The sequence below is a fragment of the Streptomyces incarnatus genome, from assembly GCF_001027185.1.
Lineage (GTDB): Bacteria > Actinomycetota > Actinomycetes > Streptomycetales > Streptomycetaceae > Streptomyces > Streptomyces puniciscabiei.
The window spans coordinates 6,759,283-6,772,310 of sequence record NZ_CP011497.1 but is presented as its reverse complement, the minus strand read 5'-3'; the positions used below and the strand labels follow the sequence as shown (position 1 = coordinate 6,772,310).

The 13,028-nt window shown below is 71.4% G+C and carries 10 protein-coding genes; 5 read left to right on the top strand and 5 right to left on the bottom strand.

What is annotated here, in order from left to right; translation table 11 throughout:
* Positions 1–3: 3 nt before the first annotated feature.
* Positions 4–1,218, top strand: a complete 1,215-nt coding sequence (locus ABB07_RS30635; RefSeq protein ID WP_208901756.1) for an acyl-CoA dehydrogenase family protein — start codon at positions 4–6, stop codon at positions 1,216–1,218.
* A gap of 55 nt (positions 1,219–1,273) precedes the next feature.
* Here the strand turns inward: ABB07_RS30635 and ABB07_RS30630 are convergent, their stop codons facing one another.
* The 3 genes from ABB07_RS30630 to ABB07_RS30620 are packed head-to-tail and all read right to left on the bottom strand — an operon-like array spanning position 1,274 to position 4,331.
* Entirely contained in the window at positions 1,274–1,867 is a 594-nt protein-coding gene (locus ABB07_RS30630; protein ID WP_208901755.1) for a TetR/AcrR family transcriptional regulator, read from the bottom strand.
* A 26-nt stretch (positions 1,868–1,893) separates the two neighbouring features.
* On the bottom strand, positions 1,894–3,561 hold the full coding sequence (locus tag ABB07_RS30625) for a class I adenylate-forming enzyme family protein (protein WP_208901754.1): 1,668 nt from the start codon (positions 3,559–3,561) through the stop codon (positions 1,894–1,896).
* Positions 3,558–4,331 carry an SDR family oxidoreductase gene (locus ABB07_RS30620; protein ID WP_208901753.1) on the bottom strand — a complete coding sequence of 258 codons (774 nt, stop codon included), beginning with the start codon at positions 4,329–4,331 and terminating at the stop codon, positions 3,558–3,560. The genes ABB07_RS30625 and ABB07_RS30620 overlap by 4 nt, the downstream gene beginning before the upstream one ends.
* Before the next feature lie 104 nt (positions 4,332–4,435).
* On the opposite strand from ABB07_RS30620, the gene ABB07_RS30615 reads away from it, so the two are divergent.
* Positions 4,436–5,656: an exo-beta-N-acetylmuramidase NamZ family protein gene (locus ABB07_RS30615; RefSeq protein WP_208901752.1), complete on the top strand. Its 1,221-nt coding sequence runs from the start codon at positions 4,436–4,438 to the stop codon at positions 5,654–5,656.
* Between the two features lie 93 nt (positions 5,657–5,749).
* A complete protein-coding gene (locus tag ABB07_RS30610) occupies positions 5,750–7,051 on the top strand; it encodes an alpha/beta hydrolase family protein (protein ID WP_208901751.1) in 1,302 nt (433 codons plus the stop codon).
* A gap of 108 nt (positions 7,052–7,159) precedes the next feature.
* Here ABB07_RS30610 and ABB07_RS30605 read toward each other — a convergent pair whose 3' ends face one another.
* Positions 7,160–9,940 (bottom strand): penicillin acylase family protein, encoded by a 2,781-nt coding sequence (locus ABB07_RS30605; RefSeq protein WP_208901750.1) that lies wholly within the window; start codon positions 9,938–9,940, stop codon positions 7,160–7,162.
* Positions 9,941–10,159: 219 nt separating this feature from the next.
* Here ABB07_RS30605 and ABB07_RS30600 point away from each other — a divergent pair, with 219 nt between their 5' ends.
* Together ABB07_RS30600 and ABB07_RS30595 are read left to right on the top strand one after the other, a co-directional pair.
* Positions 10,160–10,762 (top strand): hypothetical protein, encoded by a 603-nt coding sequence (locus ABB07_RS30600; protein WP_208901749.1) that lies wholly within the window; start codon positions 10,160–10,162, stop codon positions 10,760–10,762.
* 378 nt (positions 10,763–11,140) lie between these two features.
* Entirely contained in the window at positions 11,141–12,208 is a 1,068-nt protein-coding gene (locus ABB07_RS30595; RefSeq protein WP_208901748.1) for an RNA ligase (ATP), read from the top strand.
* Between the two features lie 245 nt (positions 12,209–12,453).
* Here ABB07_RS30595 and soxR read toward each other — a convergent pair whose 3' ends face one another.
* A complete protein-coding gene (gene soxR / locus ABB07_RS30590) occupies positions 12,454–12,912 on the bottom strand; it encodes a redox-sensitive transcriptional activator SoxR (protein WP_208901747.1) in 459 nt (152 codons plus the stop codon).
* Positions 12,913–13,028 lie beyond the last annotated feature (116 nt).

The following is a 13,028-nucleotide window of genomic DNA, read 5'->3' as shown; positions in this document are numbered from 1 at the left end:
GACATGGACTTCGCGTTCGACGCGCGCACCGAGGAACTGCGCGCCAAGCTGCTCGCCTTCATGGACGAGTACGTCTACCCGGCCGAGGCGGTCGCCGAGGAGCAGCGGGCCGCGCTCGCCTCCCCGTGGGACACCCCGGCGGTGGTCGGGGAACTGAAGGCCGAGGCCCGCAGGCAGGGCCTGTGGAACCTCTTCCTGCCCGACGCCGAGTACGGCGCGGGACTCACCAACCTCCAGTACGCCCCGCTCGCCGAGATCACCGGCCGGTCCCCGCATCTGGCGCCCACCGCGACCAACTGCGCCGCGCCCGACACCGGGAACATGGAGGTGCTGGCGCAGTTCGGCGACGAGCGGCAGAAGAAGCAGTGGCTGGAGCCGCTGCTCGCCGGTGAGATCCGCTCGGCGTTCGCGATGACCGAGCCGGAGGTGGCCTCCTCCGACGCCACCAACATCACCACGCACATCGAGCGGGACGGCGACGAGTACGTCATCACCGGCCGCAAGTGGTACATCTCCGGCGCGATGAACCCGGACTGCAAGATCTTCATCGTGATGGGCAAGACGGACCCGGACGGCGCCGACATCCGCCGCCAGCAGTCCATGGTCCTGGTGCCGCGCGACACGCCCGGCGTCACCGTCCAGCGCGCCATGCAGGTCTTCGGCTACGAGGACCACTCCCACGGCGGCCACGCCGAGGTGATCTTCGACCACGCGCGCGTGCCGGTGTCGAACCTGATCGGCGAGGAGGGCGGCGGCTTCGCCATCGCCCAGGCGCGGCTCGGGCCCGGCCGGATCCACCACTGCATGCGGCTGATCGGCATGGCCGAGCGGGCCATCGAGCTGATGTGCCGGCGGGCCGTGTCCCGTACGGCGTTCGGCAAGGCGCTGGCCCAGCAGGGAGTGGTCCAGAACTGGATCGCCGACGCGCGGGTGACCGTGGAGCAGCTGCGGCTGCTGGTGCTGAAGACGGCCTGGCTGATGGACACCGTCGGCAACAAGGGCGCCCACACCGAGATCCAGGCCATCAAGATCGCCACGCCGCGCGCCGTGGTCGGCATCCTGGACCGAGCGATCCAGCTGCACGGCGCGGGCGGGGTGAGCCAGGACTTCCCGCTGGCCGAGCTGTACGCGAGCGCCCGCACCCTGATGCTGGCCGACGGGCCCGACGAGGTGCACCAGCGGTCGCTGGCGCGCAGGGAGCTGAAGAAATACCTGTGAGGGAGCACGTGTAAGGGGCGGTCCCCCTGGGCGACCGCCCCTTACCGGATCGCTCTCACGGACGCAGTGCCCGCAGCAGCAGGTCGGCGAGGTGGTCGGCGACCTGCTGGGGGGTGAGGGGGCCGTCGGGGCGGTACCAGGTGGACAGGTGGTGGACGGAGCCGAAGTGGTAGTCCACGACCAGGTCGGCCGGGGTCGCCGTGGAGAAGACGCCCGCCTGCTGGCCCTCCTCGATCAGCGCGCGGAACTGTTCGTGGTAACGCCGGCGCTCGGCGCGGACCTGCTTGTTCTTCTCCGGGCTGAGGTGGTGCATGGACCGGAAGAAGATCATCGCGTCGTCGAGGTTGTCGATCGTGGTGACGACCACGTCCGCTGCGGCGCCTCTGAGCCGTTCCTCCACCGGCGCGTCCATGCGGGCGAAGTGGTCGAGCCGCTCCTGCTGGATGCGCAGCACGCGCGCGTACACCTCGTGCAGGAGGTCGTCCTTGGAGCCGAAGTAGTGGTACAGCGCCCCCTTGGTGACGCCGGCCGCCTCCACGATCTCCTGCACGGAGGTGCGGTCGTATCCCTGCTCGGCGAAGAGCCGGGTGGCGGCGGCCAGCAGCCGCTGCGGAACGGGCGTCCCGTCTCCGTCCGTCGTCCTGGGCACTGCCGCCACCTGCCTTTCCGTGATGCTTACCGATTGTCCTGCGCCCGGGAGCGCAGTTCCCGCCGGAGGATCTTCCCACTTGCCGTCTTGGGCAGGTCGGGCAGGATCTCCACCTGCCGCGGGTATTTGTAGGCGGCCAGTCTCTCCTTGCAGTACACCGCTAGTTCATCCGGGTCCGTCTCGGTGCCCGGACGCAGGCTGATGTACGCCTTGACGGTCTCGCCACGGTAGCCGTCGGGGACGCCGACGACGGCCGCCTCGCGCACCGCCGGGTGGGTGTACAGCACGTCCTCGACCTCGCGGGGCCACACCTTGAAGCCGGACGCGTTGATCATGTCCTTCTTGCGGTCGACGACGTAGAGCCAGCCCTGTGGGTCCATGAAGCCGATGTCGCCGGTGCGCAGCTCGCCGTCCGGGAAGGACTCGGCGGTGGCGTCCGGGCGCCGCCAGTAGCCGGGGATCACCTGGGGCCCGCGGACGACGATCTCGCCCTGTTCCCCGAAGGGCACCTCCTCGCCCTGCTCGTCCACGATCCGCACGAGCGTGTCGGCCCCGGGCACGCCCACCGACAGCGTGCCGGAGGCGGGGTCCACGGGCGCCTCCAGGCCGGGCGGGACGGCGGCGCACGGGCCGGAGCACTCGGTGAGGCCGTAGCCGACGCGGATGTACGGCCCGAAGCGCTCGCGGAACTTCTCCACCAGCGCGGGGGGCACGGGCGCGCCGCCGGAGGAGAGGTTCACGAAGGAGGCGAAGTGCTCGCGGCCGGCGTCCGGGTGGGCGGCCAGCGCCATGTAGGCGGTGGAGGGGCCGACCGTGTAGTGCGGGTGGTGCTCGGCGAAGGCCTCCAGGACCAGTCCGGCCTCGAAGCGGTAGGCGAGCACGAGCGTGCCGGCGCTGTTCAGGCAGGCCCCGAACTGGCAGACCATGCCGGTGATGTGGAACAGCGGCGCGAGCGCGTAGTAGACCGGCGCCTCGGGCAGCGCGAGCCCGGTCCGCTGCCGCTCGGCGTTGTGCATGATGTTGCCGTGCGTGTTGGTGGCGCCCTTGGGGGTGCCGCTGGTGCCAGAGGTGTAGCTGATCAGCGCTATGTCGTCCGGGCGCGGGTCGCGGCCCTCGGGCGCCCTGCCACCCTGCCGGGCGACGGCCACGAGGTCGTCGGTGTCCGGCGCCTGGGGCAGCCGCTCGAAACCGAGCACGCGCGCGTCGTTACGGGTTTGGAAATCCAACTCGGATGCGGTGAGCACGATCCGCACCGGCGACCCGGCCGCGGTCTGCCGCAGATACGACTCCCAGGCCCGGTCGGAGCAGACCACCGCGGTCACCTCGCCGTCCCGCAGGATGTGCTCCATCTCGGCGGACTTGTACATCGGGTTGACCGGGACGACGGTCGCGCCGGCCTTCCAGGCGCCGAGGACGGCGAGCACGAAGTGCGGGGAGTTCTGCAGCAGCACCGCCACCCGGTCACCGCGTTCCAGGCCCCGCGCGGCGAGGTGGGCGGCCACGGAGTCGCTCAGATCGTCGACCTCGCGGTAGCTCAGCCGGGCGTCGAAGTAGGCGAGGAAGGTGCGCTCGGGCGCCTGCGCCACGGCCGCCCGCAGGGCGTGCACCAGCGAGTCGGCGGGGTCGATCGGGCCGCGCTGGGCGTCGTCGAGCAGAGCCAGCCAGGGGCGTGCCGCGTACGGGGAGGTGCTCACCGGGCCTCCTCCCACTTGCGCTGGATGTGGTTCATGCCGCTCAGCCAGCGATCCGGATCGGCGGCCCGCGCCTGGTAGTACTCGGCCACCTCGGGGTGCGGCAGGATCAGGAAGCGGTCCTCCGCGATTCCCCGGAACAGGGCGTCGGCGACCGCCTCCGGCTCGATCGCGGTCGGCTGCAGCACCAGGTCCCCGGCGCTGCCGGTGGCGGCCAGCATGTCCGTGCGCACCCCCTGCGGACAGATCGCGTGCACCTTCAGGCCCCGGTGGCGGTACGTCAGCGACAGCCACTCGGCGAAGGCGTAGGCGCCGTGCTTGGTGACGCTGTAGGAGGGCGCGCCGATCATGGTGAGCAGCCCGGCGGCCGACACGGTGGAGACGAACCGCCCGGCGCCCCGCTCCAGCCAGGACGGCAGCAGCGCGTGGGCGGCGCGGACGTGCGCCATCACATTGACGTCCCAGGCGAGGGCCCAGGACCGTTCGTCGGGCGGTCCGTCCGCGCCGCCGTCCTCGAAGGCGACACCGGCGTTCGCGCAGTAGACGTCGACGGTGCCGCCGAGCGCGTCCCGGGCGTCGGCGACCACGGCGGAGGCGTCACCCGGCACGGCGATCCCGCCGATCTCCTCGGCCACCGCCTTGGCCTTGTCGCCGTCCAGGTCGTTGACGACGACCCGGGCTCCCTCGGCGGCGAACCGCCGGGCCAGCGCGGCCCCGATCCCCCCGCCGGCCCCGGTGACGACCACTCCCGCATCCTGCACGGCTTCCACCATCGGTCTCCCTCGACACGACTTCGCGCGGCGCGCGTCGGCTCTGACCGCCTCAGACTAACCGGTCGGTATGTGTGAAGGAAGGGCCACCGCACCAACCTCTGGTCATGCATCTGTCCCGGCGGAACCTGCTCGCATCGGCACCCATGGCGGCCTTCACGCCCACGCCCACCCATCGTGCGGAACCGCACACCGGTTTCGAAAGACTCGCGGCCGACGGTTACTCCCTGCTCAAGGGCCGGCGCGTCGGCATCGTGACCAACCCCACCGGCATCACCAGGGACACCACCCACATCGTCGACGTCATGCACCGGGATCCGCGCGTCCGGCTGACCGCGGTCTTCGGCCCCGAGCACGGCTTCCGGGGCACCGCGCAGGCCGGCGGCTCCGAGGGCCGCTACGACGACCCGGCGACGGGGCTGCCCGTCTACGACACCTACCTGAAGAGCGGACAGCAGCTCGCCGGCGTCTTCACCGCCGCCGGCGTCGACACGGTCGTCTTCGACATCCAGGACGTCGGCGCCCGCTTCTACACCTACATCTGGACGCTCTACGACTGCATGGAGGCGGCGCAGCTCGCGGGCAAGCGGTTCGTCGTGCTCGACCGGCCCAATCCGGTGACCGGCCGCGAGGCCCTGGGCCCGGTGCTGCACAAGGAGTTCGCCACTTTCGTCGGCCGGCAGCCGATCGCGCAGGCGCACGGCATGACCGTCGCGGAGCTCGCCCGGCTGTTCAACGGGGAGTTCCTGAGCAGGCCGGTCCCGCTGGACACCGTCCTGATGACGGGCTGGCGGCGGAGCCGGTTCTACGACGCCTCGGGGCTGCCCTGGGTGCCGCCGAGCCCGAACATGCCGACCCCCGACACCGCGCTCGTCTACTCCGGCACCTGTATGTTCGAGGGCACCAACGTCTCGGAGGGCCGGGGCACGACCAGGCCGTTCGAACTGCTCGGCGCCGAGGGCGTCGACGGCCGCTGGGCCGCCGCGCTCAACGAACTCGCGCTGCCCGGCGTGCGGTTCAGGGAGGCGTACTTCGCGCCCACCTTCTCCAAGTTCCAGGGCAGGACGGTCGGCGGGGTGCAGATCCATGTGCACGACCGGGCCGCCTACGACCCGGTCCGCACCGGGATCGCGCTGCTGGTGACCGTCCGGAAGGCCTGGTCCGGCTTCGCGTGGCGGCCGGACAACTGGATCGACAGGCTCACCGGCTCCGCCCGGGTGCGCACCATGATCGACGCCGGGGCGACCACCGACGAGGTGACCGGCGCCTGGCAGGAGGAGCTGGCCGCGTTCCGGCGGCTTCGCGGGGAATATCTGCTGTACAGCTGAGGCGCGGTGTATGGCCAACCCTGCCCCGGAGCAGGACGATGCGTCCGCGACACAGTGCGACGCATCGTTTCCGGCGGGACGAGGGAGCCTGGCATGGCGGATCCCGGGATGAGCGTGACTCCCTACTGGGAGCTGACCTTCGACGCGGACGGGGACGTGGACGGCCCCGAACGCGACCATCTGATGGCGCAGGTCACGGAGCACGGCGTCCGTGACCTGATCGTCTTCGCGCACGGCTGGAACAACGACCGCTCGGGCGCGACCGCGCTGTACCGGCAGTTCTTCGCGCCGGTCCCGGGGCTCGCACCCCGGGCCCGGCTCGGGTACGTCGGCGTGATCTGGCCGTCGATGCGGTTCAGCGACGAGCCGATCCCCGACTTCCCGAAGTCGGTGGCGGCCCTGGCGGCTCAGGCGGCACCGGGCCCGGCGCTGGACAAGGACACCCGGCGCGCCCTGCTGGACACCTTCCCGGGGCGGGCCACGGTCATCGACCAGCTGGCCCGCATGCTGGACGAACGGCCGGGCGGCGCCGACGGGTTGGCCGACTTCGGGCGGCTGGTGCGGCTGCTGGTGGACGACGGGCGGCGACTCGGCGCGGCCGACACCGACGAGGAGGGCGAGCCGCTGGTGTTCACCGAGGACCCGGCGACCGCCTGCGACGAGTTCGCCGAGGCGCTGGCCGCCGTCCGGTCGCCCGGCGCACCGACCGGGTTCAGCATCCCGAACCCCTGGGAGGGCGCCAAGGAACTGCTGCGGCAGGCGACGTACTACACGATGAAGCGGCGGGCCGGGACGGTCGGCGAGCACGGGCTCGGGCCGGTGATCGGGCAGCTGGCGCGTGCGGCGGCCGGGGTGCGGGTGCATCTGGTCGGGCACAGCTTCGGCGGGCGGCTGGTGTCGTTCGCGCTGCGCGGGCTGCCGGACGGGGTGGGCACGGTGAAGTCCGTGACGCTCCTCCAAGGTGCCTTCTCGCACTACGCGTTCGCGGACCGGCTGCCGCAGGACCCGGACAAGGCGGGGGCACTCAAGGGCCGGCAGGGGCGGATCGACGGCCCGCTGGTGTGCTGCTACTCGCACTTCGACGCGGCGCTCGGCACGTTCTATCCGCTGGCCTCCCGGCTGTCCGGGGACGACCGCTCGTGCGCGGGCGGCGAGATCGCGGCCGTGCTGGGGCCGGAGTGGGGCGCCATGGGGCACGACGGGGTGCAGGCGGTGCCGGGCACCGCCCGGCTGGACCTCACGGCGGCCCTGGGCGGAGCGCTGCCCGCGTCGGGGTGCGTGAACGTCGACGCGGCCTCGGTCGTCTGCCACGGCGGCCCGCCGGCCGGGGCGCACAGCGACATCGTGCACCCCGAACTGGCCCGGCTGGTGCTGGCGGCGGGCCGCGTCGGGTGACCCGCCGCCAACGGCCGTTGGCCCGCCGGTGTTGGCCAACGGCCGTTGGCAGCGACCCACCGGCGCTGGCCAACAACCGTTTGCCAACACCGGTTTGCCAACACTGGGTCACCGGTGCGACGTGTACTCCACCACCTGCTGGAACGTCGGCCGGTTCTGCCAGCTGATCTTGCCGTGCTTGATGCCGCCCAGGGTGCGCTGGACGATCGAGTCGGCGCACCACTGATCGCCGGCCGAGCACTGGTCGTCACCCGGGTAGACCTGCGCGGCGGTCATCCCGGCCGCCTGGTCGAGGGTGCTGATCAGCGCGTCCCGGCAGGCACTGAGGCTGCCGCCGCCGCAGTACTTCTCGGCGAGCCCGCCCCGCACGTTCTCCCCGAGCACCGCCCGGATGTCCTTGTCGACATAGCTCCACCAGCCGAACTGGAAGGAGCTTCCGGCGTGCGAGCCGGTCGGACCGTGACCGGCGGACGGGGCCTCGTCCACCGGCAGGTTGCCGGTGAAGGCCGTGTACAGGTCGCTGCCGAGGCCCGGTTCGAACTCGGCCTTGACCAGCAGCGGCCACCAGGCGTCCAGGAGGCGGATCGCGTCGGCATCGGCGTAGGCGTGCGAACCGGCCGACGTCTCCGTGCGCCCCGCGCCCGCGTCCACCCACGCCTGCAGCTTGCTCACCGCGGCGGCGGCCGTGGCGTCGGTCACCGTCGAGGAGTTGATCACCTTGAGCAGCTTCGGCAGCACGTCCTCGGCCCGCAGGTCGGCGAGGGCGGCGTCCGCCATGGCCTGCACCAGCTTGGTACGGGTCACCCCGCCGGCGGCGACCAGCTTCTTCACCCGGTCGTCGAGCAGGTTGCCGCGGTGCACGGAGCCGTTGCCCCAGCCGGCGGCCGAGTAGTCCTGGGCCTGCTTGTTGTTCCAGGAGACGTAGTAGTCCTGGTCGACGGAGTTGGGGTGGGCGGAGGCCGGGGTGTAGTCGGCGGTGTTGGTGGCCGGGTCCCAGTTCCGCCACTCGTACGCCGGCTGCGCCCAGACCGGGAACTCGGCGTCGACGCCGGCGGCCCGGACCGGGTTGTCGCCGCTGTTGTAGTACGCGGTGTGCTGGGAGTCGGCGTAGAACCAGTTGAAGGTGTAGTTGATGTGCTGGGCCGCGGCCTGGAAGTCCTTCGGGCCCTTGACGAAGCCGGGGTCGTTCAGCATCTGGAAGCCGATGATCGAGTCGGCCTCGTGCAGGTACGAGGACCGCAGCGTGGTGTAGGCGACCTTCTTGCCGCCGACGGTCGCGCGGTACTCCACCGGCCCGTACTTCGTCCGCCACACCCGCATGGTGTACGACCCGGCCGGCGTGCTGTCGGCCGTGGTCGGCGACCAGGAGTTCTTCTGCTCGACCTGGTCCATGGCCGTACAGGTGCCGTGGTAGAGGTAGTGGTGGTCGTCCTGGCACAGCTCGACGGCGTAGGTGTCGATGATGTCCTGCCCCGAGGTGGTCGCGCTCCAGGAGTAGTCCTGGCCGCGGCCCAGTTCGACGTACATGCTCAGACCCGCGAAGGAGGCGCCGCGCGCGCTGATGCCCGGGCCCTGGATCTCCTGGAGCATGAGCAGCTGGGGGGCGAAGTAGCCGGTCTGCGGTCCGAAGACGGCGATGGGGTGGCCACTGGCGGTGTACTTGCCGCTCACGACGAGGGCGTTGGACATGCCGCGCTTCGCCGAGCTGAGCGTGGTCCTCGCGGCGCTCGCGGAGGTGCTCCTGGCGGCCGCGCTGGTCGCGCTGCCCGTACGGTCGTAGACCAGCGGTTCCTGGGTGACCGAGCCGGCGTCGGGCAGGGCCTCGCCCTTGGCGTCGGCGGGCTTGCCGCCGTAGGGGAAGCTCTCGCCGTCGTGCACGGTCAGGACGGCCTCGGGGTCGTTGCGCTCGCGGAAGGACTCCCAGACCTTGGTGCCCTCCTCGACGCCGTACTTGGCCTGCGCGGCGAGCAGGGACACGGCGTTGCTGACCTCGCCACCGCCGCCGGAGCCGAACAGGGAGCCGATGACGGAGGCCAGCGCCACGAGGTCGGTGACCTTGAAGTGGTCGATGGTGCCGGCGTTGGTGATCGGGTCCTTGTGGCCGGTCAGGTCGTACTCGCCGGGGAAGTAACGGCCGCTGTCGGAGGCGTCGATGTAGGCGTTGACGCCGTCCAGGTAGGCCTTGACGTCGGCGAGGGCCTGCTGCCCGCGGGCGCCGTTCCTGGCCACCGCGTTGTCGATCTGCGCCTGCAGGTCGGCCTCGGTGTAGGGCGCGTTGCGGTAGAACTGCTGCTCCAGGCCCTGGTTGGCGGCGGCGCCGCCCGCGAAGGAGGTCAGCTGGCCGCGGCCCACGTGCCGGAAGACGTCCATCAGCCACAGCCGGTCCTCGGCCGCCGCGTAACCGGCGCCGTACTCGGTGCCGTACCGGGTCGTGCCCGTGATGTGCGGCACACCGGACTTCTTGTCCCGGACGATCGTCACGTCACCGCGTCCGCCCGGCTTCTCGGTGGAGGCGACCTGGTCGGACGGGACGCCGAAGGAGGCGTCGTTGAAGAAGGTGTCGATCGTGGCGTCCGTGAGGCCCTTGTAGCCGGTGGCCAGGCCGGCGTACGGGCCGAGCTGGTCCTCGGCGTGCGAGGGCTGGGTGCCGAAGGCCTGGTTGAGCAGGATCTGGGCGAGCGTGGCGTTGCCGTTCTCACCGGGCGGCAGGATGTCCGAGCACTGGCCGCCGCAGTAGTCGTTCGAGGCGGTGGCGGCGGCCGCGGTCTGGGAGAGCGGGGAGAGAAGTCCGGCGACGAGGACGCATATGGACGCCGTCTTCAGGAACCCGGCGAAGCGGCGGGACGTTCTCAGTCTGTCAAGCGTGGTACGTGGGGTTCGCCGTGGCATGGCAGCTCCTAGCGACAGGGGTGGCCGAAGGTTACCGCCGGTATCCCCAGCTTTAAAGATGAACATGCGTCACTTTCCGGAGTCCGCAAGCAGAAAGAAGAAGACAGCACGCGAAGAGATGGAGCCGAATCGCCTGTCGATACGTCTATTCGGCGACGTCCGTGCGACGACGCCGAAGTGACCGAAGTACAGGTGCAGGTGTGACGGAGGTGCAGGGCGATGGCCGGTTTCCGGAGTCTGGCGAGACAGGTACGCGATCCGGACTGCGATCTGGCACTACGGCGCTACTCACTGCGCAAGTGCCTTGAGAAGTTCGCCCCTTACGGGCATCGGGCGACCTGGGACCATCTGTGCTCCCGGGCGGGCTTCGGCCCCGAGGACCGCTCCCCCGACCCGGCGCGGCTCGTGGCCGCACTGGAGGAGCTGGAGGAAGCGCGGTCCGTCTGGCTCGCCTATGAGACCGACTTCACCGAGCGGCGCAGGAAGGAGAAGCACGACGGGCTGCGCCGGCCGGGCAGCGTGGACGACTGGCACCGGCTGACCTGGGGAGGCTTCGGGGTCGCCTGGTGCGACGACCCGCGGCTGCACCCGGACGCGCCGCTGGCCGAGGTGCTGCGCCGGCTGATCACCGCGCTGAACCGGGAGCCGGGCTCGACCTGCCCCGTGTGCGGCGGCGACCGCCTGGTCTGGCGGTACGGCCTGGACCACGAGCCGTCGTCCGGCCCGGTCTGCACGGACTGCGGCATCCTCGTCCCGCGCCCCGTGCTCACTCCGCAGGCACTGGAGTACGCCAGGCGGGGGCGACTGCTGATGTCGGCCTGAGACCGGGGGGTTGGGGGATCGGGGGGTGCGCAGGGGGATGCCGCACCCCTGCGGGGGCTGGGCCGGGGGAAGGTCGCTTGCCGGCGCTGACACGGTGCCGGCGCCCCGAAGCCGACGGACCTGCAACCCCCCAGGGGCGCGAGGATCCGCGCGACCGGCCACGACGATGCCACACACGGGGGACGACACTGCCCGACTCTCAACGGGCGCCGGGAAACGCCCAGTTGGCGACGGAAGGGCTGGTCCGGTACGGCTCGTTCCAGCGGTCGGCGCGGGGCAGAGAAGGCGACGCTACCAGCCGTAAATCGGCTGGCTCCACCCGATTCCCGTCCGGACAGTGGAGGCGATGAAACCGAACCGATGAACACGGGGAGTCCCATGTCCACGCTGCGGGTCACCGCGGAAGTGCTGACCGTCCACGAGCATCCGAACGCCGACGCGCTCGAACTGGCCCAGGTGGGTCTGTACCGGGCCGTCGTCGCCAAGGGCGCGTACCGCACCGGCGAGGCCGCCGTCTACATCCCGGAGCAGTCCGTGCTCCCGGCCGGGCTGATCGAGGAGCTGGGGCTGACCGGACGGCTGGCGGGCGGCGAGGCCAACCGGGTCAAGGCGGTGCGGCTGCGCGGCGAGCTGTCGCAGGGCATCGTGTGCCGGCCGAAGGCGCTGGCGGACGTCGACCTGGCGCGGGCGGCGGCCGAGGGCACGGACTTCGCGGAGCGGCTGGGCATCACCAAGTGGGTGCCACCGATCCCGCCGACCATGAACGGCGACGTGGAGTCGGCTCCCGACCTGCTGCCCTGGGTCGACATCGAGAACATCCAGCGCTACCCGGACATCTTCACCCCGGGCGAGCCGGTCGTCCTGACGGAGAAGCTGCACGGCTCGGCCTGCCTGCTGACGTACGTCGCGGACGAGGGCCGGGTGTACGTGTCCTCCAAGGGGTTCGGCGCCAAGTCCCTGGCGCTGAAGGAGGATCCACGGAACCTGTACTGGCGGGCGGTGCGCGGGCACGGGGTCGCCGAGGCGGCGGCGCGGCTGGCCGAGCGGCTCGGGGCACGCCGGATCGGCGTCTTCGGGGAGGTGTACGGCGCGGGGGTGCAGGACCTGTCGTACGGCGCCGACGGACGGCGGGACACGCTGGGGTACGCGGTGTTCGACGTCTCGGCGGACGTGGACGGCACGGTGCGCTGGCTGGACGCGGCCGAGTTGCTGGAGGGGGAGTTGCCGGTGGTGCCCCGGCTGTACGCGGGGCCGTACGACATCGAGCGGGTGCTGGAGTTCGCGAGCGGGCGGGAGACGGTGTCCGGGCGGGGGCTGCATCTGCGGGAGGGTGTGGTGATACGGCCCGCGGTGGAGCGGTACAGCGCGGTGACGGGGGGTCGCGCCATTGCCAAGGCGGTCAGTCCGGCGTACCTGACGCGGAAGGGTGGCACCGAGTTCGAGTGACGTGCCGTGCGCCGGGGCTGGGGTGGGTCGCTTACTGGCGCCGGCAAGGTGCCGCTGCGCCCACCCGTGCCGCCTGGGGTCCCCCCCAGGCCCTTAAGGCACTGGGGGAGGCACGACTGCCCGCAGCGGCGGCACCATGAAGGCCGACGGCACTGCAGCTCCCCAGGGGCGCGGGGAACTGCGCGACCAGCCACGACGGACCCGCACCCGGCAGACCACCGAGGCCCCTCCCCGGTAGCCGAACCTCAGCGCCCCTCCGCCAACAACCGTGACCCGGTCAACCGCTCACCGAACACGTCGTCCGGGTTGGACAGCACGCAGTTCTCCAGGGAAAGACACCCGCACCCGATGCAGTCGGTCAGGTGGTCGCGCAACCGGTTCAGCTGCTTGATGCGTTCGTCGAGTTCCGAGCGCCACTTCTGCGACAGCCGCGCCCAGTCCTCCCGGGTCGGCGTCCGTTCCTCCGGCAGTTCGGCCAGCGCGTCCCGGATCGTGGCCAGCGGGATGCCGACCCGCTGCGCGGCCCGTACGAAGGCGACCCGGCGCAGGGTGTCGCGGCTGTACCGGCGCTGGTTGCCGGACGTGCGGCGGCTGCTGATCAGGCCCTTGGACTCGTAGAAGTGCAGGGCGGAGACGGCGGCACCGCTGCGCGCGGACAACTGGCCGACGGTCAGCTCGTGGATCTTCTCGGGGATCTGGGGCACCCCTCAGAGCCTAGTCGCCCGGTGCCGGCCGCGATCCGTTGACAGGCGCCCCTCACCCGACCATGCTAAGCAGTTGCTTAGACATGCGAGCGAGATGCGAGCGAGAGGCCGGGAAC

What these genes read in the sequence shown, in the direction of transcription:
- ABB07_RS30635 (WP_208901756.1), top strand. Translation starts at nt 4, where the DNA reads ATGGACTTCGCGTTCGACGCGCGCACCGAGGAACTGCGCGCCAAGCTG.
- ABB07_RS30620 (WP_208901753.1), bottom strand. Translation starts at nt 4,331, where the DNA reads ATGGTGGAAGCCGTGCAGGATGCGGGAGTGGTCGTCACCGGGGCCGGC.
- ABB07_RS30615 (WP_208901752.1), top strand. Translation starts at nt 4,436, where the DNA reads ATGCATCTGTCCCGGCGGAACCTGCTCGCATCGGCACCCATGGCGGCC.
- ABB07_RS30610 (WP_208901751.1), top strand. Translation starts at nt 5,750, where the DNA reads ATGGCGGATCCCGGGATGAGCGTGACTCCCTACTGGGAGCTGACCTTC.
- ABB07_RS30605 (WP_208901750.1), bottom strand. Translation starts at nt 9,940, where the DNA reads ATGCCACGGCGAACCCCACGTACCACGCTTGACAGACTGAGAACGTCC.
- ABB07_RS30600 (WP_208901749.1), top strand. Translation starts at nt 10,160, where the DNA reads ATGGCCGGTTTCCGGAGTCTGGCGAGACAGGTACGCGATCCGGACTGC.
- ABB07_RS30595 (WP_208901748.1), top strand. Translation starts at nt 11,141, where the DNA reads ATGTCCACGCTGCGGGTCACCGCGGAAGTGCTGACCGTCCACGAGCAT.